This is a genomic window from Acidibrevibacterium sp., from assembly GCF_049965395.1.
GTDB classification, from domain to species: domain Bacteria; phylum Pseudomonadota; class Alphaproteobacteria; order Acetobacterales; family Acetobacteraceae; genus Acidibrevibacterium; species Acidibrevibacterium fodinaquatile.
The window spans coordinates 1-21,531 of the sequence record NZ_JBMFWJ010000035.1 but is presented as its reverse complement, the minus strand read 5'-3'; the positions used below and the strand labels follow the sequence as shown (position 1 = coordinate 21,531).

Annotated in this window: 21 protein-coding genes, 1 tRNA gene and 1 pseudogene; 11 read left to right on the top strand and 12 right to left on the bottom strand. The window is 64.8% G+C overall.

From position 1 onward, the window contains the following. Nucleotides 1-9: 9 nt before the first annotated feature. Nucleotides 10-1,350 carry an MFS transporter gene (locus ACP5M5_RS10755; RefSeq protein WP_427937266.1) on the bottom strand — a complete coding sequence of 447 codons (1,341 nt, stop codon included), beginning with the start codon at nt 1,348-1,350 and terminating at the stop codon, nt 10-12. A gap of 243 nt (nt 1,351-1,593) precedes the next feature. Here ACP5M5_RS10755 and ACP5M5_RS10750 point away from each other — a divergent pair, with 243 nt between their 5' ends. Continuing rightward, on the top strand, nt 1,594-2,205 hold the full coding sequence (locus tag ACP5M5_RS10750) for a superoxide dismutase (protein WP_427937265.1): 612 nt from the start codon (nt 1,594-1,596) through the stop codon (nt 2,203-2,205). Between the two features lie 161 nt (nt 2,206-2,366). Here ACP5M5_RS10750 and yajC read toward each other — a convergent pair whose 3' ends face one another. After that, nucleotides 2,367-2,729, bottom strand: a complete 363-nt coding sequence (gene yajC, locus ACP5M5_RS10745) for a preprotein translocase subunit YajC (protein WP_114912386.1) — start codon at nt 2,727-2,729, stop codon at nt 2,367-2,369. Nucleotides 2,730-2,819: 90 nt separating this feature from the next. Here yajC and ACP5M5_RS10740 point away from each other — a divergent pair, with 90 nt between their 5' ends. The 3 genes and pseudogenes from ACP5M5_RS10740 to ACP5M5_RS10730 form a co-directional block, all read left to right on the top strand. Next, nucleotides 2,820-3,674 carry an ATP-binding protein gene (locus ACP5M5_RS10740; RefSeq protein ID WP_427937262.1) on the top strand — a complete coding sequence of 285 codons (855 nt, stop codon included), beginning with the start codon at nt 2,820-2,822 and terminating at the stop codon, nt 3,672-3,674. 126 nt (nt 3,675-3,800) lie between these two features. Further along, nucleotides 3,801-4,025, top strand: a complete 225-nt coding sequence (locus ACP5M5_RS10735) for a hypothetical protein (RefSeq protein WP_427937261.1) — start codon at nt 3,801-3,803, stop codon at nt 4,023-4,025. Between the two features lie 239 nt (nt 4,026-4,264). Next, nucleotides 4,265-4,474: pseudogene (locus ACP5M5_RS10730) on the top strand (transposase); the annotation flags it as partial. Nucleotides 4,475-4,855: 381 nt separating this feature from the next. Here ACP5M5_RS10730 and ACP5M5_RS10725 read toward each other — a convergent pair. Further along, nucleotides 4,856-5,539 (bottom strand): protein-L-isoaspartate O-methyltransferase family protein, encoded by a 684-nt coding sequence (locus ACP5M5_RS10725; protein ID WP_427937259.1) that lies wholly within the window; start codon nt 5,537-5,539, stop codon nt 4,856-4,858. 175 nt (nt 5,540-5,714) lie between these two features. Here ACP5M5_RS10725 and ACP5M5_RS10720 point away from each other — a divergent pair. From ACP5M5_RS10720 to ACP5M5_RS10700, 5 genes are all read left to right on the top strand, one after another. Continuing rightward, nucleotides 5,715-5,788 (top strand) — tRNA-Cys (locus ACP5M5_RS10720). Between the two features lie 127 nt (nt 5,789-5,915). Continuing rightward, nucleotides 5,916-6,401 (top strand): host attachment protein, encoded by a 486-nt coding sequence (locus ACP5M5_RS10715; RefSeq protein ID WP_427937257.1) that lies wholly within the window; start codon nt 5,916-5,918, stop codon nt 6,399-6,401. A gap of 79 nt (nt 6,402-6,480) precedes the next feature. After that, nucleotides 6,481-6,978, top strand: a complete 498-nt coding sequence (locus tag ACP5M5_RS10710) for an Hsp20/alpha crystallin family protein (RefSeq protein ID WP_427937255.1) — start codon at nt 6,481-6,483, stop codon at nt 6,976-6,978. A gap of 13 nt (nt 6,979-6,991) precedes the next feature. Continuing rightward, nucleotides 6,992-7,624, top strand: a complete 633-nt coding sequence (locus tag ACP5M5_RS10705; protein ID WP_427937253.1) for a hypothetical protein — start codon at nt 6,992-6,994, stop codon at nt 7,622-7,624. A gap of 88 nt (nt 7,625-7,712) precedes the next feature. Further along, a complete protein-coding gene (locus tag ACP5M5_RS10700) occupies nt 7,713-8,861 on the top strand; it encodes a hypothetical protein (RefSeq protein WP_427937251.1) in 1,149 nt (382 codons plus the stop codon). A 13-nt stretch (nt 8,862-8,874) separates the two neighbouring features. Here ACP5M5_RS10700 and ACP5M5_RS10695 read toward each other — a convergent pair whose 3' ends face one another. The 4 genes from ACP5M5_RS10695 to ACP5M5_RS10680 all read right to left on the bottom strand — a co-directional run bounded on the left by ACP5M5_RS10695 (nt 8,875) and on the right by ACP5M5_RS10680 (nt 12,679). Continuing rightward, a complete protein-coding gene (locus tag ACP5M5_RS10695; RefSeq protein WP_427937249.1) occupies nt 8,875-10,035 on the bottom strand; it encodes a Rid family hydrolase in 1,161 nt (386 codons plus the stop codon). Nucleotides 10,036-10,101: 66 nt separating this feature from the next. Next, nucleotides 10,102-11,022, bottom strand: coding sequence for a ubiquinone anaerobic biosynthesis protein UbiV (ubiV, locus tag ACP5M5_RS10690; RefSeq protein WP_427937248.1), 921 nt, complete (start codon nt 11,020-11,022; stop codon nt 10,102-10,104). Next, nucleotides 11,019-12,011, bottom strand: a complete 993-nt coding sequence (gene ubiU / locus ACP5M5_RS10685) for a ubiquinone anaerobic biosynthesis protein UbiU (protein WP_427937246.1) — start codon at nt 12,009-12,011, stop codon at nt 11,019-11,021. The genes ubiV and ubiU overlap by 4 nt, the downstream gene beginning before the upstream one ends. Continuing rightward, nucleotides 12,008-12,679, bottom strand: a complete 672-nt coding sequence (locus tag ACP5M5_RS10680; RefSeq protein WP_427937244.1) for an SCP2 domain-containing protein — start codon at nt 12,677-12,679, stop codon at nt 12,008-12,010. The genes ubiU and ACP5M5_RS10680 overlap by 4 nt, the downstream gene beginning before the upstream one ends. A gap of 155 nt (nt 12,680-12,834) precedes the next feature. Here ACP5M5_RS10680 and ACP5M5_RS10675 point away from each other — a divergent pair, with 155 nt between their 5' ends. Next, nucleotides 12,835-13,506, top strand: a complete 672-nt coding sequence (locus ACP5M5_RS10675; protein WP_427937242.1) for a 2OG-Fe(II) oxygenase — start codon at nt 12,835-12,837, stop codon at nt 13,504-13,506. Between the two features lie 11 nt (nt 13,507-13,517). Then, a complete protein-coding gene (locus ACP5M5_RS10670; protein ID WP_114913804.1) occupies nt 13,518-14,195 on the top strand; it encodes a 2OG-Fe(II) oxygenase in 678 nt (225 codons plus the stop codon). 391 nt (nt 14,196-14,586) lie between these two features. On the opposite strand, the gene ACP5M5_RS10665 is transcribed toward ACP5M5_RS10670, so the two are convergent. The 5 genes from ACP5M5_RS10665 to kdpA form a co-directional block, all read right to left on the bottom strand. Then, entirely contained in the window at nt 14,587-15,276 is a 690-nt protein-coding gene (locus ACP5M5_RS10665; protein WP_427937240.1) for a response regulator, read from the bottom strand. 10 nt (nt 15,277-15,286) lie between these two features. After that, on the bottom strand, nt 15,287-17,944 hold the full coding sequence (locus ACP5M5_RS10660) for a DUF4118 domain-containing protein (RefSeq protein WP_427937238.1): 2,658 nt from the start codon (nt 17,942-17,944) through the stop codon (nt 15,287-15,289). A gap of 21 nt (nt 17,945-17,965) precedes the next feature. Next, nucleotides 17,966-18,559, bottom strand: a complete 594-nt coding sequence (gene kdpC, locus ACP5M5_RS10655; protein WP_427937236.1) for a potassium-transporting ATPase subunit KdpC — start codon at nt 18,557-18,559, stop codon at nt 17,966-17,968. Between the two features lie 12 nt (nt 18,560-18,571). Then, nucleotides 18,572-20,614, bottom strand: a complete 2,043-nt coding sequence (gene kdpB / locus ACP5M5_RS10650; RefSeq protein ID WP_427937234.1) for a potassium-transporting ATPase subunit KdpB — start codon at nt 20,612-20,614, stop codon at nt 18,572-18,574. An 11-nt stretch (nt 20,615-20,625) separates the two neighbouring features. After that, a partial coding sequence (gene kdpA, locus ACP5M5_RS10645; protein WP_427937232.1) for a potassium-transporting ATPase subunit KdpA occupies nt 20,626-21,531 on the bottom strand: 906 nt, incomplete at its 5' end.

Here is a 21,531-nt window from a genome sequence, read left to right as displayed (position 1 = left end):
ATTGCCTCCTCAGGCGCGGGGGTGCGCGGGCGCGGGCGGAATCCGCTCCAGCCGCCGGTCATGGCCGAGGATGAGGACGACGACCCCTGACACCACCACCGGGAGCGCGATGGCGACGAGCGCGATCATGTCATTCCCGGTCGCGTCCTTGACTAAGCCGTAGATATAGGGGCCGGCGAAGCCGCCGAGATTGCCGACCGAGTTGATTAGCGCGATCCCGCCCGCCGCGGCGACGCCGGTCAACATCGCGGTTGGCAGGGACCAAAAGGTGGGGGCGATGCTCGCCTGGCCCATCTGCGCGAAAATTAGCGCGAGCATCAAGAGAACCGGCGAGTTGTGGATGAAGATGCAAACCGAAAGCCCGATCGCGGCAACGAAGCAGGCAATGGCGACGTGCCAGCTCCGCTCGCCGGTATGGTCCGAATGCCAACCCCAGGCGAGCATCGCGAAGGCAGCGAACACGAAGGGAATAGTGCCGATCACCCCGGTCATGCCGTAGCTGACGCCAAACGCCTTGATGATCTGTGGCAGAAATATAAGAAATCCGTAATTGGAGAGATTCTGGCCGAAATAAACCAGCGTCAGCCACCAAACACGCGGGTTGCGCAGCGCCTCGCCGAGTTCGAAGCGCCGAATGTCCTCGCGTTGGCTCTGCTCCTCGGCCAAGCGCTTGGCGAGCCAGGCGCGCTGATCGGGGCGGAGCCATTTGGCCTCCTCCGGCCGGTCGGTGAGATAACGGAGCGTGACGAAGGCCATCACGATCGCTGGCATCGCCTCGACGATGAACAGCCATTTCCAGCCCGCGATTCCGAGCCAGCCGTCGAGTTCGAGCAACTGCCCGGAGACCAGCGGCCCAATGATGAGTGAAATCACGCTCGCGAGCATGAAAAACGCCATCATGCGGGTGCGGTAATAGGAGGGAAACCACCAGGTGAGAAAGAGAACGACGCCCGGATAATACCCCGCCTCGGCGAGCCCGAGCAGAAAGCGGATGCCGTAAAAACTCCAATCGTTCCAGACGAACGCGGTGAGACCAGAGATGATGCCCCAGGTCAACAGAATGCGCGCAATCCAGCGCCGCGCGCCAAATTTGGCGAGCACCAGATTGCTCGGCAATTCGAATAGGAAATAGCCGAAGAAGAAAATACCGGAGCCGAAGCCGAACACGCTCGAGGAAAAGCCGAGCGCCTTGTTCATCTGCAACCCGGCATAGCCGACATTGACGCGGTCGAGATAGGCGCAGAAATAGCCGAGCATGAGGAGCGGCATCAGCCGCCAGGCGACGCGGCGGATGGTCTCCCGCTCCAAAGCGTCGGGGGCGGGGGCAGTCGGTGGTGTCGCCGGCGGCATGTCTTCCTCCCATGTTCCTGGGGTGAACCAGGGCTCTCCGCGCCGCCTTGCCGGCGGTTGCGGTGCCTAGGATAGCCAGGATCCGGCACGGCACAACCCGGACCGCCGGAGCCAGCCCGCCATGGCGCGCTCGCCTTGACGGCACGGCTTTCTGGCTCATACCTAACGTCGCCGCGCAAAAACCTCCGCCCGTCGCCGCAACCCGCGCGGCGGCCTTGTCCGCCCCCAACATGGAGACACATCATGGCCTTCGAACTTCCCCCGCTTCCCTATGCCGCCGGTGCGCTGGCCGCGCATGGCATGTGCCAGGAGACGCTGGAGCTGCATCACGGCAAGCATCACCAAGCCTATGTCACGGCGCTGAATGGCTTCGTCGAGAAGAACGACGCGCTCAAGGGCAAGAGCCTGGAAGAGATCGTGACCTTCTCCCACGGTAAGCCCGATCTCGCGCCGGTGTTTAACAATGCCGGCCAGCATTGGAACCACATGCTGTTCTGGCCGGCGATGAGCCCGACCCATGGCGGGCGTATCCCGGGCAAGCTCGAGAAAAAGCTAATCGAAGATTTCGGCAGCGTCGCGCAATTCAAGGACGCCTTCAAGACCGCCGCGACCGGGCAGTTCGGCTCCGGCTGGGCGTGGCTGGTGCTCGCCTCTGACGGCAAGTTGAAGGTCACCAAGACCCCGAACGGTTCCAACCCGCTCGCGACCGGCGAGGGTCGGGCGTTGCTTGGCTGTGACGTCTGGGAGCACAGTTACTATCTCGATTTCCGCAACCGCCGCCCGGACTACGTCCAGAACTGGCTCGACAAACTCGCCAATTACGAGTTCGCCGAAAGCAAGCTCGCGAGCGCGTAAGTTAAAAAAAGGCCCTTCTTTTTCTGAAGAAAAAGAAGCAAAAAGACTTTCTTCCCGTTTTCTCGGAGCGACAACTTCCTCGGAGCGGGCAGTGCCGCAGGCACTGCCCAACGGGGAAAAGTTTTTTGGTTCTTTTTTACAAAAAAGAACCGTTTTTTCTGTCAGCCGCCGGCCACTTTGGCCGGCGGTTTCGCATCATTGGCGGCGGTTTGCTGCAAAACCGTGCTGATGGTCTCGCGCAGCACCAGGACGCGGACATTGGGCGCGATTTCCACCTCGACCTCGTTCGAACCCTCGCGCAGTTTCTGCACCGTCGCGACGATGCCGCCGGCCGTCACCACCCGGTCGCCGCGCTTGAGCGCCGCAAGGGCGCGTTTCAGCTCCTTCTGGCGCTGTTGCTGCGGGCGGATGAGGAGGAAATAGAACACCCCGAAGATCAGTACGAGGGGGGCGAACTGGGTCGCGTTCGCCATTAGGGCATTGGCGCTCTGGGCGTAGGCGGGAGAAATCAGGGAGGGGAACATGAAAATGTCTTTCCGGGTTGCCGAAGCTCGCCGCGGACCATAGTTTGCCGGCCCTTCGCGTCAAGTTTTCTTCGCAGGACAGGATCGAGCATGGACCCGCGCCTCACCGAAGCCGCTCTTCGCATCGCCGACGCGCTCGAGCGCCTCGCCCCGCCGCGCCCTGCGGCCCTCGATCTCACGGCAGCGGATGCCTTTGTCTGGCAGCCGGAGCGCAAGCACCTGCACCCGGTCGCTACCGTCTCGCGCGTTGCAATCGGTCTCCTGCAGGGGATCGACCGCCAGAAAACCCTGCTTTTGGACAATACGCTCCGCTTCGCCGCCGGCTTTCCCGCCAATAACGCGATGCTGTGGGGGGCGCGCGGGATGGGCAAATCCTCGCTGGTGAAAGCCGCCCACGCCGAGGCCAACGCGCGCGCCGCCGGAAGCCTCGTTTTGATCGAAATCCATCGCGAGGATATCGCGACATTGCCCGATCTCCTGCGCGGCCTTCGCGGCCAAAGCCGGCGGATTTTGATTTTCTGCGATGATCTTTCCTTCGAGCGCGAGGACGCGGACTATAAGGCGCTGAAATCGGTGCTCGATGGCGGGATCGAAGGCAGGCCGGAGAATGTGCTGTTCTATGCCACCTCCAACCGCCGCCACCTGATGCCGCGCGACATGATCGAGAACGAGCGCTCGACCGCGATTAACCCCTCGGAAGCGACGGAAGAGAAAGTTTCGCTCTCTGATCGCTTCGGGCTTTGGATCGGTTTTCACAATTGTGATCAGGACACATTCTTTGCGATGATCGAGGGGTATGCGAAGGCGCTTGCACTCCCGATCACGCCGGAAGCGCTGCGGGCCGAGGCGGTGGAATGGTCGGTGACGCGTGGCGGGCGGAGCGGGCGCGTCGCCTGGCAGTTTATCCAAGATCTCGCCGGCCGGCTCGGGGTGCGCGCCGGTTAGGGTTTGAAAAGTCCGCCTAGACGAGATGTTCGCCTGAGATGATCCCGAGAACCTTTCAGGAGCACACCACCCGCACGAAACATCCGCACCACGTGCGCCTATCCGCGCTTCATTCTGCCGGCGGGAATGGTCCAGGTCGCGCCATCGGGCGATATCTCGGTCCCGCGCATCGAGGCCGCCTCATCACGCCGCTGCAGGGTCAAAAGCAACACCGCGGCGAACGGCCCGAACGGCCAGCCCAGCCTGTCGGCCGCGCGCCAGATGGCTGCCCAGTTCGGCATCGTCAAACCCGACTTCAACAGTAGAACCGGGAACGATACGAGGCTGGCGCGATATGAGATTGAAAGATAATGGTTTTTTCTGAGCTGTTTGGGGATTTTTCAAAAACGTAGTGCCACGTATCGCGCGATTGTGTTTTGATTATACTTGGGTTGGCTCCGTAGCGTGGTGTCCGGAGTCGAGGTCATGTTCTTCCGCATCAAACCATCAGGTGGCCGTCGCTACCTGCAGATCGTCGAGAACAAGCGGGTCGATGGCAAGGTCCGCCAGGTTGTCCGGCTGACCATCGGCCGGATGGACGAACTCGAAGCGGAAACTGGACCATCGAGATCGTCAAACGGTCCAACGCGGCCCGTGGCTTTGTTCTGTTGCCACGCCGCTGGGTGGTCGAACGCACCTTCGCCTGGCTGAACCGCAACCGCCGCTTGGCAAAGGATGTCGAAGCGACCATCGAAAGCGCAGTGACTTGGCTCTACATCGCCAGCGTCAAGCTGATGTCTCGCCGCCTCGCCGCCGCCTGACGCGCCATGAACGCAGATAGCCAAAATGAATCAAAGCGTTAGAATTCCGGAAGCGATCCGAGTCAGACTCTAAGGAAGATCACCGAACCGGCCTCGGTTTTCCGGAGGCTGGATGGTTTGAGTCTCTATGTTGCTGCGGGCATAGCCTCAAGGGCGGCATAGTAGTTTGCTTCGGCCAGCAGTGCCACTGAACCCAGCCCAGCCCCAGTCGTTACGTCCGCGCCGGTTGCTAAGATCCTGCGCCGTTCTTGGAAGCGCCGATATTTCCCACACACGCGCGCTCGCGCCGCCAGCCTACTTGTTAACCAAGTCCAGATAGAGCGGCACGCCGTCAGAACCAGCCGGGAATAGAAGTTTGCCCGGGGCTGAATTCAGGGTGGCTCAGAAAACAAAGGCGGGGGTAAGGGTGAAGCCGGGCAGAACCGCGGTCGCCGCATCGAAGGCCGGACGCATCGCAAGGCCCGCGGCACTGCGCTCGGCGAGCACAGCGTGGCCGACATGGGTCATCGCCTGCGGCCCTGGCGGCTGCATCACAGCGACCAACCGGCCGGTTTCCCGCTTCAATTGCTCGCCGATCGCCGGCGGCAGGGTAGCGATGGCGCCGTCGATCAGGATAACATCCCAGGGCGCGCCGTTCGCATAGCCGGCGGTGAGCGGGCCGGTGACCAGGCGAACGGCGGGAGCGTAGGTGGCGAGAGCCGGGCGGGCGATAGCGATGAGCGCTGGGTCTTCCTCTAAGGCGGTGACATGGGCGCCACAGGCGGCGAGAAGCGCCGCGCCATAGCCGGTGCCGGCGCCGATCACCAGCGCCTTCTCCCCCGCTTGCGGGGAGGCGAGCTGGATCAGCCGGACGGTGATCAAAGGCTGCGGCAGAACCCGCCCGCCGCCGAGTGACACGTCGGCATCGAGATAGGCGAGTTCGCGCCGGTCCTCCGGCAGGAAACGCTCGCGCGGCAGCTCGCGCGCGACTTTGAGGAGACGCGGATCCGTGACCTTATTGGGACGGAGCAGCCCATCGACCATGACGGCACGGGAGACGGAAAAATCAGCGGCGGCAACATCCATAGGCAAAATTCCGATCCTCAAGGACACGCGCGGTGCGGCGGCAGCATGTCCCGGCTCTTCTAAAGCCGCCCGCGCCGCTCGCCAAGCCTCCCGGGTAACCCGTCCAACGCGCGGACTTGACCACCGCCGCCCTGGCGCCCGATATAGCTCCCGCCCAAAGAGCGGCCGCCCACAGGGTCCGGTGGCAGAGTGGTGATGCAGCGGACTGCAAATCCGCGTATGCCGGTTCGATTCCGGCCCGGACCTCCACGCGACGCAAGCGTGCAAGCTCAGCGCCGCTTCGCCGAGTGATTTGACTCAAATCAATGAAACGTGAGTGCCCGTGGCGCAGAGTTCGCGGCACGCACGGTTGGATCATTCAGGGCGAGGTGCCGCGATGTCCCAGCGCCGTCTTCTCATCCTTATCGCCGATGGAGAGCATGCGCGCTTGGTGCGCCCGGCGGCAGATCAGGCGCTCCGCAGTGAGAGTGCGCTCGATTCGACCCTCGCGCACCGAAGCGCCGCGGAACTGACCAGTGACCGCCCCGGCGCCTCGTTCCACAGCGGCGCCTCCGCCCACCACGCCGAGACGCCGCGCCATGACCTGCACGAGATGGCCAAGGAGCGTTTCGCCGCTTCGCTCGCCGAGCAAATCACCCACCTCGAAGCGGCGGGTGGCTTCGATGATCTCCTCCTCGTCGCGCCGGCGCATGTGATGGCGACGATCCGCGAGCATCTCGGCGAGGCCGCCCGCCGGCGGGTTGTCGGCATGCTGCTCAAAGATCTGATCAAGGTTCCCGACGAGGCGCTCGCGCCGCATCTCGCCCAATGGATGCACCCCGGGAATCACCGTGACGGGCCAGGCGCGGTTGGCGGCGGCTGATCTGCCGACGCTTGGCACCAGCGCCCGCCGCGCGAAACTCGTTTTACTCCGTTAACACTAACCCTGAAGGAGATGAGCTATGGCAAAGACATCGGTTCCCGTAAAGCAGACCGCCGCCGCGCCAGGCACGACGGTTGATGTCTGGCGGCCCTTCCGTTCGGAAATCGAGCGGATGTTCGACCGCTTTGCCAACGGCTTCGGCCTTGCGCCCTTTGCCGGGGCGCGCTTCGAGTCGCCGTTCACGCTCCCATCCCCTGCCGTCGATATCACCGAGAACGAAACCGCGTTCACGCTCAGCGCCGAGCTGCCGGGGATGACGGAGAAGGATGTCGAGCTTTCGCTGACCGGCGATACGCTTTCGATCAAGGGCGAGAAGCGCCAGGAACGCGAGGAAAAAGACGAGAATTTTCATCTCACCGAGCGCAGCTATGGCGCCTTCCAGCGCTCGTTCCTGTTGCCCGAAAGCGTCGATCGCGAGAAGATCTCCGCCGAATTCGCCAACGGCGTTCTCACCGTGACCATGCCGAAAACAGCCCTGGCAGCCCCAAAGAAGATCGAAGTCAAGGCGGCCGGCTGAGGAGAGACGAAACATGATCGGCATCACCCTGCTCCCCGAGCAGATTCGCGCGGCGCCACCTGAGATCCGTCGCTGGCTCGAGGCGGAAATCGCAGCGACGTTCGCCGCTGGCGTTGCCGCGGAGTCCCCCCATACCGGCGCCCGTTACGGCGGCGCCGCTGCCGCGCATGATGCCGAAACCCGCCGATTGGTGGCGTGCGACCTCGATGAGGCGCGCGCCATCCTCTCTCTCATCCAAGGGATGCTCCCGGTTGTATCGGTGTTTTTCGAACTTGGCCGTGAACCGATCGCGGTTTCCGCCGAGGGGCTGCGCGTCTTGCGGCTCGATCAGATGATGCAGCACGCGCATTTGCGCGCGTTCGATCAGCTCGCCGCGTGCTTGCGGGCGATCGACGCTGCTTGCGAGCGGGTGCGCGGCGTGGCAGACACGGCACTGACCGTATTGGATGGGGCTGGCCATTGTCTCGTCGCCGAGGAGACCGGGCGGAGCGTTTTCCTCCTGTGGCAGGAAATCGTCGCAACGCACGATCTCGGCCAACCTGCCGCCGCCCTCGCAGGCGACGCGCCGGCTGGCGCCGCGGCGCCGCCGTTTTCGTCCCCTTACGCGATCTCGGTGCCGCCGCTCCCAACCCCTGGCAGCGGGTGATCGGGCGGCCACTTCGGCGCGCGGCTTTGGGAAAGCGCGGCTTTGGGGCTATAGCGCGCGTATGAGACGGCGCGGGTGGAATCCAGATGTGTTTTCGCCGATGCGGGCGGGCGATGGCTGGCTAGTTCGCATCAAGCCGCCCGCGCAGCGTCTCACCGCCGCGAGCGCGCGGCAGCTGGCTGGGATGGCGGCGCGCTGGGGCAATGGTGCGATCGAAATCACGACGCGCGCCAGCTTGCAGCTCCGCGGCATCCGAGAGGCCGCTTTCGCCGATCTCGCCGCCGCGATGCGGGCGGCGGGACTGGCGAGCGACGATCCCGCGCTGGAGCAGCGGCGCAACATCCTGGTCTCGCCGCTAGCCGGTGACGATCCGACGATTGCCGGCGATCCGTTGGCGCTCGCCGGCGCCCTTGGCCGACACCTCGCCGATCCGGCTTGTGCCGGTCTTTCACAGAAATTCTCGGCCGTCATCGATGGCGGCGGCGTTCTGTCGCTTGCCGGCTTCCGCGCCGATATCCGGATCACGCTGCGCGAGGATGGCGTCGACATCGCGGCCCTCGACGGCACCCGCTGCACCTGCCGCGCCGAGGAGGCGCCTGCCATCGCCTTGGCGCTGGCGGCAGCGCTCACGTTCGAGGCCCGCCCGCCAGCGCCGCCGCCACCACCACCACCCGCCGGGTTCCTCCCCTATCCTCAGCAGACGCGCGGCGCCTTCGCCCTCGTGCCGCCGTTCGGCGCGATGCGGGCGCCGATGCTTGCCGCCCTCGCTGATCTCAGCGAAGCGTTCGGCGATGGCTTGCTCCGTCTCGCGCCGGGCCGCGCCGCGCTGATCGGCTCGGTGTCGATGGCGCGGGCCGCGGCTTTGGCGCAAGCGGCGCAGGCCGCCGGGTTCATCACCGATGCGACAGCGCCGAGCCTTGGGCTGATCGCCTGCATCGGCGCGCCGGATTGCGCTGGCGGCGATGCCCCGAGCCGCGCCGACGCAGCGGCGCTGGCGGCGCTGCTCGATGACGGCGTGGTGCGGCCGATCCATGTCTCAGGATGCGCCAAAGGCTGCGCCCATGTCGGCCCGGCGCCGGTGACGCTAACCGGCGTCGGCCGGCGGGCGGACGGGCGCGGCCTCTATGATCTGGCCTTCGATGCCAGCACCGACCGCGTCGGCCTGCAAGCCGATCACCGTCTGCTTTCGATCGCGGACGCGGCGGCGCTCCTCAATCGCCGCGCCACGCACGGATAGCACCGAGCGGCGATCAGAACGCCGGCAGCGCCGGCGCCTCCTGCCCGACGATCGCGATGCCTTCGACTTCGACCAGCCAGTCCGGCCGGCAGACGCGCCCCTGGACGAACACTGCCGGCACGTCCGGCAGGCGCTCGGCCAGCGCCGTCCTGATCCGCCAGTAATCGGCGGGATCGCGAAGATAAACGATGAGATGCATGAGCGCGTTGAGCGTGGCGTTGCCGGCGCGCAGTAGCGCCGCGACATTCTCCAGCGCCCGGTCGAGTTGGCGCAGGACATCGCCGGGATGCACCACCCGGCCGGCGCCATCGATGCTCGCAGTTCCAGAAATCATCAAATGGGCGCGGTCGGCATAGGCGATACGCGTGCCGCGCTCGAAGGTGACGTTGTAATCCTGGGTCGGGCAGAGATAGTCGAAATCATTGAGATAGGAGATCTGCCCGGGCGCGAGGCCGAGAATCGAATAGGCGTCCATCGCCACGATATCGTAACGATGTGCGCACGCTCCCTCGATACCGGTCGACGCGATGAAATGAGTTTTTGCCGTGAGATCCTGTTCGGTGAATAGGTCACGCCGGCTCGCGACCATATCATTGTAGAAGATATCGACATCTTTGACATAGATCCAAGTGCGCACGCAATTGTCGCGCAGCGTGCCGCCAAGCCCGGCGACGACGGCGATCAGCGAATCGAACACGTTTCGGGTCTGGCGGGCGACGGCAATCGGTGCGTCCTCGGCCCCGCAACAGAGCCCGGTGGTCCAGAGATGAGCGAGAGAATCCCGCTCGATCAAAACATGCCGCGGCGTGAGGCACTTCTTGCGCAATCCACGTGGGTCATCGACATGATAGGCAAGAAGCGCGATTTTGGCTCGCGATAGCAGCGGCTGCTGGATCAGCGAAAGCGCAACCGGCGAGCCATCCTCATCCATGGCAAGCCCGCTCTCGCTTACCCGTTTCGCTTGATTAATCGCGTCACTGAGAAAAACCCGCCGGAACACCGCACTTCCCGGCGCGAGGCCGAGCGCGCGCCGCTCCGCCGCATAGCGCCGTTCGAGATCCTCGATCTGTCCGGCCAAATCAAGATCGGCGTCCGGCTCGATGACGATGAAATGCTCGCCGCCGCGCGATGACCCAAAGAAAGATTTGCTGATCGTCTTATTGGTGCAAAGCATGAACCGGACTCTCCTATTGTCGGAAGGCGGGATTTCGTGATCACCAGACGCTCGCGCTAGGCGCAATCACGGCTGCGGCGGCTGCCATGCCATGCCGGGGCGGCCATGGAGATAGCCGTTGATGAGCGGGACCGGCGCGATCCGCTCGCGCAGCCGCGCTAAAGCTTCCTTGGGGTCGATCGCGCGATCGAGAACGGCGCGATAGAGTTCCGCGACCGCGACCATGTCGAGCGTGTGCGGCGACAGGCGGAAATGGCTGACGCCGGCGTTGCGCAAGGCGTCGAGTTCGTCAAGCAGAACGAAATAGCCATGCGAGAGGGTCTGGGTGCCATTGATTGCAAGCACGGGCCGGCCATCGAGTTCCGCCGCCGCGAGGCCATCCTGATCACGCTCACAGACAAACTGGCAGTCATCTTTGTGTAAATCATGGGCGCGTGCATGATAGCAGCGCTGTGAAATCGCCAGTGGCTGGCGACCGAAGACAAAAATTTCAGTCTGGCCGCTCGGATTGCCGGCCGCGAGGGTCGCGATCGCCGCCTTAGAGAGCTCAATCGGCAGCGCGACGCGAATCGCCCCGCGGTGGACGAGAACGTCGCGCGTCGCTTCATTGAAAACGTTGATCAGCGGGCCGGAGACGAATGTCCGCCCGGCCAGTAGCGCCAGTGCGCCGAGGTCGTTGATCTCGATGAGATCTTCCGCCGCGACCGACGTCGCATAGGCCGCGATCGCTCGCGCCTCGCGCCGCTCGGTGATCAGCGCCGGCGTCGACATCACCACCTGCTTGCCGGCACGGCGCAACCGTGCCGCGATCTCCGGCAGATCTTTTTCATACCACGCGAGACGCTTGCTGCACACGACTTCGCCGAGATAGACGCAGTCGATCGGTGCTTCGTCGGCAATGCGGGCATAGAAATCGCGTCGTGCCGCCGCCGGCCAGTGATACAGCAATGGTCCCAGCGTCAGGTGATCCTTCGTCACGACACTCATCGCCAACCTTTCTGATAGGCAGCCAGGGTTTCACGCCCGCCCTCGGCGATTTCACGGAGCGCCGCATCCGCCGGCAGGGGCGCGCCGGCCGCGAGGGCGTCGAGATGGCGGCGGAACGCTGCGACGACCGCCCCAACATAGGCGCGGCTCCGCTGCCGCCCTTCGATTTTCAGCGCCGTGACGCCCGCGGCTTTGAGTTCCGCGAGCAGCGGCATGACGTTGAGCGCGGTCGGCTCCTCGAACAGATAGCGGGGCTCACCGCGCACCAGGAAGCGGCCCTTGCACGGCGTCGGATACGCCGCCCCCTCGGCGGCATCGACGCGATTTATCATGACATCGCCAAGATAAGAGACCAGTTGATCGCCCTCTTCGCGATAGCTCACATGCTCGGCCGGAGCGCAGACACCGTCACAGCTCGGCGAACGTCCGGTCATGTAGGAGGAAAGATAGCATCGGCCCTCGACCATGGTGCCAAGGCTGCCGAAGGCGAACACTTCCGCCTCGATGCCGGTCTCACCGATCAGCGTCGCGACCTCGCTGACCGCGAGCACGCGCGGCAGGACGACGCGGCTGACACCGAAGGTCTCGGCGTAAAAGCGGATCGCAAGCGGGCTTGCCGCCGCCGCTTGTACCGAAAGATGGCGGCGAAGACAGGGATGCCGGCGCGCGCTGTAATCCAGCATGCCGAGATCGGCGAGGATGACGGCATCGGCGCCTGCCTCGGCGGCGGCGTCGATTGCGCGTTGCCAGGGGCCGAGATCGCCGGCGCGGGGAAAGGTGTTGACGGCAACGAACACCCGGCATCCGCGCGCATGCGCATAAGCAACGCCGGCGTGCAGTTCGTCGCGATCGAAATTCAAACCCGGATAGTTGCGCGCGTTGGTGCAGTCTCGAAATCCGCAATAGACGCTGTCAGCACCAGCATCGACGGCAACCTTGAGCGCCGCCGGCGTGCCGGCCGGGCATACCAGTTCGAGATAGCGCATCATGCTGCCGTCTCGCTTTGCCCGCGCCGGCGCGCCATTGCTTCGATCCGCACCAGACGTCCGCGAAAGCTTTGCATATCGCGCTCCAGCCGCTCACAGCGGGCAACAAGCGGCGAGGGTTCGCGCCGCGCCGCATGGAGCGCCTCGTGCCGCAAGGCCGCGCGGCGGCGCGCGGCGGTGAGGCGCCGCTCGAGACTGAATGCGACCCGTCGCGCAACTGGCGCCAGCGGCCCGAAGAGCGCGCTCGTCGTCGCGAACAGATCGACGGCGTCGCGCTCGAGCGCGTTGCGCAGGATGACGATCGCCGCGGTGTTGCCGGTGACGGTGATTTCGCGTGAAAAGAACGCGGCGTCGCTGTCCAGTCGGCCTTCGAGCAGAGCGATCAGCGCCGCAAACCGGCCTTTGACGGTAGCACTCGGCGTCTCTTGGAATGCCGCGACCGCCGTCAGGGTCATCGCGCCACCACCGAAGCGGAGCAGGAAGCGATGCGGCAGATCGATCGGCATGATACCGATCACTATCGCCGGCTCAGCGGCGAGCGCGCGAAAAAGACGAGGATGCTCGTGCCCGAGCCGGCGCAAGAGCAGCGCCGCCGCTCGCGTGAGTGCTGGCGCCGGCAGCATGGACAAGACCTCGCTTGCCAGCAGAAGGGGAAATTCGAACTCCGCCACGCGTATGTCCTCCGATCTGGCCTGCGCCGCATGCCATGGCGCAAAGTCGCGCCGTTTTCCTCGCGGAGAACGTATGCCGCGTTGATCTAGATCAACGCGGGCGAGCAGAAACCCGGCACATCTCGCGACAACTGCCAATCGCGGAGAATAAATTCATGCTGGATGTCGACGCGTCTCTCAAAATACTCGATGAAAAGGCCATCGCCGCAGCAAAGCTGGTGCGCGAACCTTATGATTATGCCTTCGTTGAGCAGGCGATGCCGGCAGCGCTCAAGGACGATGTCCTGGCCGACGCGCCGGTCATCCCTGATCGCGGCAGCTACGGCTTGCCGAGCTTACACTACGGACCTCGCTTCGGCGCTGTCGTCGAGGATCTCCTGAGCCCGCGCTTTCGCCGCCTGGTCGAGGACAAATTCGATATGGATTTGAGCCGCCGGCCGCCGGTCATCGTCATGATGGGCAACACCACGGGCCATTACAACGAAGGGTACGCGCACCCCGATTCGAAACATAAAATCGTCACTGTGTTGCTCGGCTTCACCCGTGCCTGGCCTTATGAACGTGGCCGGTTGCGTGTCTTGCGCAGCGCCGATCGCGAGGATGTCGCCTTCGAATTCGCCCCCGAATTCGGCCGCATGCTGATGTTCCGCGTGTGCGATCATTCCTGGCATGGCTTTCTGCCGCAGAAAGGACCGCGCATGAGCCTGCAATTATGCTTTGTCGATTCGGAGTGGTATGTGCGCCGCGAATACTGGCGCCACAGCGCCAGCGCGATGGCCAAATCCGTGCCCGTCCTCAAAAAAATCATCGAATGGGCGCCGCGCTGAGGAGATCCGCCATGACCTATCCGACGGTTCCCGAGGCTGCGGAAATTTCCCGCCATTTCCGCGCGAGCATCGGCGCGGCAGAACGCAAGGAATCTCCCTATCGCCACTGGCTGTTCAAAAACATTTTCCCCGAGCAGCTCTGCACCGGGATTCTGACCCTACCGATCGCGCCGCCCGCGCTTGGCCGCACCGATGGCACGCGCAACAGCTACAATGATCGGCGGAGCTTCATCACCCCGGAGCTACAGCAAAAGTTTCCGACCTGCGCCGTCCTTGCCGAGGCATTGCAGACGCCTGAGGTCGCGCGCCTCATGGCAGAGACCTGCGAGATCGCGGTGGACGGCAGTTTTCTTCGCATCGAATATATCCAGGATCTCGACGGCGCCTGGCTCGAGCCGCACCATGACATCCCGGAGAAACTGTTTTCGATGGTGATCTATCTCTTCATTGGCCCGGACGCGAAGGAATGGGGTACCGACATTTACGATCATGAAAAACGTTGGGTTGCCCAGTCCCCGGGCGAGTTCAATTCCGGCGTGATTTTCGTCCCGGGTGAAAATACCTGGCACGGGTTTGAGCCGCGCCCAATCATCGGGGTGCGCCGCCTGATGGAAATCAATTATGTTGCCCCGAACTGGCGCGATCGCGAACAGCTCTGCTTTCCCGACCGGCCCATCCACACCGGCTAGAGCAAGTGGGACCAAAGCAAGTGGGGATTGTCCGCGGCGGGATTCGAACCCACGGCCCCAGGATTCACACCACTTCGGCTTACGCCGCCGCGGGCAAGCCTGCCCGCGTTCGTGGTCCGGACTGTCCCTTCACCATGAGCCAAGAAAGCCTTTAGGTGCCGCCCGTCCAGTCTCTACACCTTCCCCGCGCCGCCGGCGCGGGGCTTGGCTCGGGATCGGCTCGGCGCGAGCGCGCCGGGCGTTCCCCGACTTTGAGCGGATCCGCCACGCGGTTTCCCGGCGCGACGCCCAGTTTCACAACAAGGAATCCTGTGCTCTATCCTGCTGAGCTACGCGGACATAACGCGTTTTATAGCGGCTGACGGAGAGGGGAGCAAACGCCCGGCCTGCCTTACGCCTCATCATCGCGGAGGCGGTAGCCGATGCCGGGCTCGTTGACCAGAAGCCGCTCCGCCCCGTCGCCCAGTTTCCGCCGCAACTGCCAGACCGAGACCCGGAGATAGGCGATGTCTTCGGCATGCGCCGGCCCCCAGAGCGTCGTCAGAATCTGGCGATGCGTGAGGACGCGGCCGTGATGGCGGGCGAGGAGCGCAAGAACGGCGAATTCCCGAGGCGTGAGCGCGATCGCGGTGCCGTCGCGCCGCACTTCGTGGCGGGCGAGGTCGATCTCGATCGCGCCGGCGCGGATGATCTCCGTCGTTTCTACGAGGTGCGTCACGCGTCGCAGCGCCGCCCGGGTGCGGGCCAGCAATTCGCCGAGCGCGAAGGGTTTTTCGACATAATCGTCGGCGCCATTGTCGAGGGCGGCGATCTTTTCGGCCTCGCGCTCGCGCGCCGACAACACGATCACCGGCACGTCGCTGAAGCCGCGCAGGCGCCGCAACACCTCTTGCCCGTCGAGATCAGGCAGTCCGAGATCGAGCAGCACGAGATCAGGTGCCTGGCCCGCGATCAGCCGCAGCCCTTCCGCTGCGGTCTCCGCCGGGATCACGGCGAAGCCCGCCGCTTCCAACGCCGGGCGCAGGAAGCGATGGATTTGCGGCTCGTCGTCGATAACCAGAATACGACCGCCGCTGTTCATGCTGTCCCGCTCATGGGGCGGCGGCCGGAAGGTGGAGGGTGATGACGGTGCCGGGAAAGCCGAGCGGCGGCGCATCGGGGCGCGGGCTTGCGGCCTCGATCCGCCCGCCCATGGCGATCGTGAAGCCGCGGGCAATGGCGAGCCCGAGCCCGAGCCCGGTGCCCGGTGCCACCCGATCGCCACGCCCGGCGCGATAGAAACTGTCGAACACATGCGGCAAATCTTCGGCAGCAATACCAATACCTTCATCGCTGACGCTGATCGCAACCTCAGCCCCTTCGCGCCGCGCCGTGACCGAAACAGTGCCGTTCGCCGGCGAATATTTCAGCGCGTTGTCGAGCAAATTGACCAGAACTTGCTCCAGCAACAGCGGGTCGGCGCGCACCGGGGGGATGTCGGGCGGAATATTGACCAGGATCAAAAGCCCGTTTTCTTGCCGCGCGATCGCCGCTTCGACCACTTCGGGAAGTTCGGTCGGCGCAAGACGCGGCACGATCTCGCCGCTCTCGAGGCGAGTCATGTCGGTGATATTGGCGAGAAAACGGTGCATGCGGGCGGTATCGTGCTCGATGCTGCTCAGGAGATCGCCGCGGGTCTCCGGCGTGAGCTGCGCCCAAGCGGTGCGCAGCGTCTCGGCGGCGCCGCGGATGGCGGTGAGCGGCGTGCGGAGATCGTGCGAGAGTGAGGAAAGCAGCGCTGTCCGCAGCCGCTGGGTTTCGGACTGCGCGGCGCTTTGCGCGGCCTCGCGGGCCAGGCGCAGACGCTCTAGCGTAACCGCGGCGCGATCGGCCAGCGCATCGAGCGCCTGTTGTTCGGGCTCGGTCAGCGGCGCACGGGCGCTGACGCCGAGCACGCCGAGCGTGCCTTGCGGCGTTGCAAGCGGCAGGAAGCGCCAGGCGGCCGACGGCATGGTCGCGGTGCCGGCGCCGGCCGGCTCGCCTTTTTCCGTGCTCCACCGGGCCGCCGCCAATGCCGCTTCATCGAGTTCGACCACGGCCTCTGGCGTTGCCGAGGCTTGCGCGCCGATGACGAGATCATCCCCGACCTTGATCAGCACCGCCGCCATAGTTGCGATCTCGGCGCCTTGCTTGGCGAGTTCGGCGAGCAATTCGGGCTCGGTTCGCGCCGCCCCGAGCGCGCGGCTGAAGCCGGCGATGCGGCGGAGACTCTCGATCCGCGCCTGTGCCGTTCGCGCTTCACTGCGCACCCGGCTTGCCATCGCGCCGGTGATCACGGCGACGCCGAGAAAGACGAAGATCGCGATGACGTCCTTGGTGTCGCTGATGGTGAGGATATAAAGCGGCGGGATGAAGAAAAAATTCCACGAGAGAAAGCCGAGCACGGCGGCAAAGAGGGCGACGCGCAGGCCATGGAGGCTAGCCGCGACGACGACAGCGGCGAGAAACAGCATCCCCATCGCCTCTTCCGGGATGGTGCGCACCACTTCGCCGATCACGGTGACGAGCGCGACCAGCGCCGCGCTGGCGAGCCAGGGCCAGACGCCAAGTGGCGGGCGCGGCCGGCGGGCGGACTTCGCTGTGCCGATCGGGCGCGGCGTGATATGGACGGCGAAGGCGTCCGCCCGCCGCGCCAGCGTCTCCGCGAGCCCGCGCCGGGTAAGCCGCCGCCACCATCCGGGGCGGCCGCGGCCGAGCACGATTTGCGTGACATTGCGCCGCTCGGCTTCCGCGAGTGTCTGGCGAAAAATATCGCCGCCGGTCAGCGTTTCAGTTTCGGCGCCGAGCTGGATCGCGAGCGAAAACGCAGCGCTGAGATCGACGATTTTGCCCGGCTGTTCGACGTGCACGGCAAGCCACGGCGCCCGCAGCGCTGCCGCCAATCGCGCCGCGTGCCGCACCACTGCCTCGGCATCGACAGTGTCGCCACCGAGCAACGCCATCACCCGCTCGCTCGCCGGCCACGGCCCGGCGATCGCTTTGGCGCGCATATAGCTCGCGATATCGGCGTCGACATGCTCCGCCGCTCGCCGCAGCGCCATTTCGCGCAAGGCGGCGAGATTGCCTTCGCGGAAAAACCCGCCGAGCGCCCGTTGCGCCGTCTCCGGCGGATAGACCCTCCCCTCGACAAGCCGCGCCCGCAGCTCCGCCGGCGGGAGATCGATCACCTCGATGTCGGCGGCGAGCGAGAGCACGCGATCGGGGATGGTCTCGGCGACGCGCACACCGGTGATGCGGGCAATGGCGTCGTTCAAGCTCTCGAGATGCTGGATGTTGAGGGTGGACCAGACATCGATCCCGGCGTCCAGCAACTCGATCGCGTCTTCCCAGCGTTTGGCATGGCGACTGCCGGGGACGTTGGTGTGGGCGAGTTCGTCGAGCAGGAGCAATTGCGGGCGGCGGGCGAGCGCGCCATCGAGGTCGAATTCCTCGATCTCGCGCCCGCGATAGGTGAGTTTTCGGCGCGGCAACACCGGGAGATCGTTAATCTGCGCGATGGTCTCGCGGCGTCCGTGGGTTTCGATCAGCCCGGCGACAACGTCAACGCCGTCCTCGCGCTTGCGCCGCGCTGCGGCCAGCATCTCCCAGGTCTTGCCGACTCCAGGGGCCATGCCAAGAAAGATCTTGAGCCGTCCCTTGCCTTCACGCGTCGCGGCCAGCGCTAGGGCATCGGGATCGGGGCGGCGGTCATCGTCGGGCGGGCGCGGCATGTGGCCCAGTATAGCGGGAAATTACGGCGCCGACACCTGATCGAGCGCGCGGTTGAGCGCGAGCACGTTTACCCTCGGCTCGCCGATGAAGCCGAGGAAAGGTCTCTCGGTATGGGCGGCAACGAGGTCGGCGATACGCGCCTCGGGGAGATGGCGCGCACCTGCGACGCGGGCGATCTGGCGGCGCGCGTTTTCTGGTGAGATATCGGGATCGAGGCCGGAGGCCGAGCTGGTGACGGCGTCCGCCGGCACTGGCGCCGGGCCGGCCGCGGCGAGATCGCCCTTGACGCGATCGATCAGCGCCTTCGCGGTCGGCGCGAGGTTGGAGGCGTTGGAATTATCGGCGGCGTAAGGCACCGGGATGGTTTTGCTCGCATCCTTGGGATCGGGCTCGGTGGTCGCCGAGGGGCGCGGATGGAAATAGCCCGGGGCGGTGAAATTCTGCCCAATCAATGCCGAGCCGATGATCTTGCCGTGATCCTCAAGGAGGCTGCCGCCCGCCTGGAAGGGAAAAGCAAGGCCGAGGAGGCCAGTCATTGCGAGCGGCGCGGCAAGGCCGGTGAGCACGGTGAGCAGCACGACGAGAATGAGCGCAGGACGGAATTCGCGGATCATGCGTGGTCTCCTTCAGGCGAGCCCGGCGAGGGCGAGCAGCATGTCGATCAGCTTGATGCCGATGAACGGCGCGACGATGCCGCCAAGGCCATAGATCAAGAGGTTGCGGCGCAACAGCGCCGAGGCGCCGATTGGGCGGAAGCTGACACCACGCAGCGCCAGCGGCACCAGGGCGACGATGATCAGCGCATTGAAGATCACCGCCGAGAGAATGGCCGATTGCGGCGAGGCGAGATGCATTACGTTGAGCGCGCCAAGCTCGGGATAGGCGGTGATGAAAATCGCCGGCAGAATCGCGAAATATTTCGAGATGTCGTTGGCGATCGAAAACGTGGTGAGCGAGCCGCGGGTGATCAGCAATTGCTTGCCGATTTCGACAATCTCGATCAGCTTGGTCGGGTCGCTGTCGAGATCGACCATGTTGCCGGCCTCACGCGCGGCCTGGGTTCCGGTCTGCATGGCAACGCCGACATCGGCTTGCGCGAGCGCCGGCGCATCATTGGTGCCATCGCCAGCCATCCCGACGAGGCGGCCATCTGCCTGGGTTTTGCGGATATAGGCGAGCTTGTCCTGCGGCGTTGCTTCAGCAATGAAATCATCAACGCCAGCTTCGGTCGCTATCGCGGCGGCAGTGATGCGGTTGTCGCCGGTTACCATGACGGTGCGGATGCCGATGCGGCGCAATTCAGCGAATCGCTCACGGATACCGGGTTTGACGATGTCCTTGAGTTCGATCGCCCCCATCAGCCGCCCATCTTGTGCAACCGCGAGCGGCGTTCCACCAGCGCGGGCGATGCGTTCGATGGCGGCGGTGAATTCCGCGGGCGCCTTATCCCTCTTGAGCCAGGCCAGCACCGAATCGACGGCGCCCTTACGAAAGGCATGGCCATCATGGTCGAGGCCGGAAAGCCGGGTCTGGGCAGTGAACGGCACCACGACCGCGCCCTCCGGCCGCTCGGGCGTGATACTAAAGCGGTCGCGCGCGAAGGCGAGGATCGAACGTCCCTCCGGCGTTTCGTCACCGAGGGTCGCGAGCGCGATCGCATTCGCGAGCTCGCGCTCGCTGACGCCAGGCGCCGGGATGAAGGCGCTCGCCATGCGGTTGCCGAGCGTGATGGTGCCGGTTTTATCGAGGAGCAGGGTATCGACATCGCCCGCCGCTTCCACCGCGCGGCCCGAGGTCGCAAGCACGTTAAAGCGCACCAGCCGGTCCATTCCGGCGATACCAATTGCGGATAACAACCCGCCGATCGTCGTCGGGATCAGGCAGACCAGGAGGGCCGCGAGTACCGGAACGCCGAGCACAGTGCCGGAATAGCGCGCGAAACCGACCAGGGTCACGACGGCGATGAGAAAGATCAGCGTGAGGCCGGCGAGCAGAATGTCGAGCGCGATCTCGTTCGGCGTCTTACGCCGCTCCGCCCCTTCGACGAGGCGGATCATGCGGTCGAGAAAGGTCGAGCCGGGGGCCGCGGTGATGCGCACGACAAGCCAGTCAGAGACGATCTGCGTGCCCCCGGTGACGGCGCTGCGATCGCCACCGGATTCGCGGATCACCGGTGCGGACTCGCCAGTGACGGCGCTTTCGTTGACGCTCGCCATCCCCTCAACGACGTCGCCGTCGGACGGGATGAGATCACCGGCTTCGACCAAAACATGGTCGCCGACGGCCAATTCGCTCGCCGCGACCGGCTGGAAAATGGCGCGGTCGGCGGGATTGACGAGACGTTTCGATATCGTTTCGGTGCGCGCGCGCCGCAAACTCTCGGCCCGCGCCCGCCCGCGTCCTTCCGCAACCGCCTCGGCAAAGGTTGCGAACAATACTGTCATCCACAGGAAAAAAGCGATCGCGATAGCAAAGCCCCAAGGCGCGCCGCTCGCGATATTGCGGAGACCAAGTATGGTAACGAGGATCGAGATCACCTCGGTCACGAAAATCACCGGATTGCGGATCAGCTGCGCGGGATTGAGTTTGCGGAACGCATCTCCGGCGGCGCGAGAGAGAAGGGAGCCGTCGAATAGCGCCGAGCTCGCGGATTTGGCATGCGATGCCATGAGCGTTCTCCTTAGAATGTCTTGCCGGCGAGCATGGCGAAATGCTCAGCCAGCGGGCCAAGCGAGAGCGCCGGCATGAACTGCAACCCACCCATGATCACGATGACGCCGCAGAGCAGACCGACGAAAAGCGGCCCGTGGGTCGGAAATGTGCCGGTTGAGGCCGGCACCTTGATCTTTGCCGCAAGCGAGCCCGCGATTGCCATGACGGGGACGAGAAAAGCGAAGCGACCGAGCAGCATGGCGATGCCGAGCGTGGTGTCGAGCCAGGGTGTATCGGCGCTGAGACCGGCGAAGGCGCTGCCGTTATTGCCGGTCGTCGAGGTGTAAGCATAAAGCATCTCGGAAAGCCCGTGCGGCCCGGCATTGCCGAGGGAAGCGAGCGCCGACGGCAAAACCATCGAGAGGGCAGCGAAGCCGAGGATCGAGACCGGCAGGATCAGCACCGCAAGCATGGCGAGTTTTACCTCCTTCGCCTGAATCTTCTTGCCGAGATATTCCGGAGTCCGTCCAACCATGAGCCCGGCGACGAACACCGCGATGAGGGCGAAGATAAGCAGGCCGTAAAGCCCGGAGCCGACGCCACCGGGCACGATCTCGCCAAGCTGGATCAGGAACATCGACGTCATGCCGCCGAGCGGCATATAGCTATCCAGCATCGCGTTCACCGCGCCGCACGAGGTCGCCGTGGTGATGATATTGAACAGCACCGAAAGCGGGATACCGAAACGAAGTTCCTTCCCCTCCATGTTGCCCTGCGCGGGATCGACGCCGAGCGCCGTCAGCAGCGGATTGCCTTGCGCCTCGGCATGATAGGCGACGGCGATGGCGGCGATGACGAAAACGCCGATCACCGCGAGCAGCGCATACCCCTGGCGCGCATCCTTGACGATGCGCCCGAACGTGAAGGTGAGCGC

What these genes read in the sequence shown, in the direction of transcription:
- ACP5M5_RS10665 (WP_427937240.1), bottom strand. Translation starts at nt 15,276, where the DNA reads ATGAACAGCGGCGGTCGTATTCTGGTTATCGACGACGAGCCGCAAATC.
- ACP5M5_RS10715 (WP_427937257.1), top strand. Translation starts at nt 5,916, where the DNA reads ATGTCCCAGCGCCGTCTTCTCATCCTTATCGCCGATGGAGAGCATGCG.
- ACP5M5_RS10755 (WP_427937266.1), bottom strand. Translation starts at nt 1,350, where the DNA reads ATGCCGCCGGCGACACCACCGACTGCCCCCGCCCCCGACGCTTTGGAG.
- kdpC (WP_427937236.1), bottom strand. Translation starts at nt 18,559, where the DNA reads ATGATCCGCGAATTCCGTCCTGCGCTCATTCTCGTCGTGCTGCTCACC.
- ACP5M5_RS10735 (WP_427937261.1), top strand. Translation starts at nt 3,801, where the DNA reads ATGGTCCAGGTCGCGCCATCGGGCGATATCTCGGTCCCGCGCATCGAG.
- ACP5M5_RS10675 (WP_427937242.1), top strand. Translation starts at nt 12,835, where the DNA reads ATGCTGGATGTCGACGCGTCTCTCAAAATACTCGATGAAAAGGCCATC.
- ACP5M5_RS10695 (WP_427937249.1), bottom strand. Translation starts at nt 10,035, where the DNA reads ATGCTTTGCACCAATAAGACGATCAGCAAATCTTTCTTTGGGTCATCG.
- ACP5M5_RS10710 (WP_427937255.1), top strand. Translation starts at nt 6,481, where the DNA reads ATGGCAAAGACATCGGTTCCCGTAAAGCAGACCGCCGCCGCGCCAGGC.
- ACP5M5_RS10705 (WP_427937253.1), top strand. Translation starts at nt 6,992, where the DNA reads ATGATCGGCATCACCCTGCTCCCCGAGCAGATTCGCGCGGCGCCACCT.
- yajC (WP_114912386.1), bottom strand. Translation starts at nt 2,729, where the DNA reads ATGTTCCCCTCCCTGATTTCTCCCGCCTACGCCCAGAGCGCCAATGCC.
- ACP5M5_RS10725 (WP_427937259.1), bottom strand. Translation starts at nt 5,539, where the DNA reads ATGGATGTTGCCGCCGCTGATTTTTCCGTCTCCCGTGCCGTCATGGTC.
- ubiU (WP_427937246.1), bottom strand. Translation starts at nt 12,011, where the DNA reads ATGATGCGCTATCTCGAACTGGTATGCCCGGCCGGCACGCCGGCGGCG.
- ACP5M5_RS10670 (WP_114913804.1), top strand. Translation starts at nt 13,518, where the DNA reads ATGACCTATCCGACGGTTCCCGAGGCTGCGGAAATTTCCCGCCATTTC.
- ACP5M5_RS10750 (WP_427937265.1), top strand. Translation starts at nt 1,594, where the DNA reads ATGGCCTTCGAACTTCCCCCGCTTCCCTATGCCGCCGGTGCGCTGGCC.
- kdpB (WP_427937234.1), bottom strand. Translation starts at nt 20,614, where the DNA reads ATGGCATCGCATGCCAAATCCGCGAGCTCGGCGCTATTCGACGGCTCC.
- ACP5M5_RS10740 (WP_427937262.1), top strand. Translation starts at nt 2,820, where the DNA reads ATGGACCCGCGCCTCACCGAAGCCGCTCTTCGCATCGCCGACGCGCTC.
- ubiV (WP_427937248.1), bottom strand. Translation starts at nt 11,022, where the DNA reads ATGAGTGTCGTGACGAAGGATCACCTGACGCTGGGACCATTGCTGTAT.
- ACP5M5_RS10660 (WP_427937238.1), bottom strand. Translation starts at nt 17,944, where the DNA reads ATGCCGCGCCCGCCCGACGATGACCGCCGCCCCGATCCCGATGCCCTA.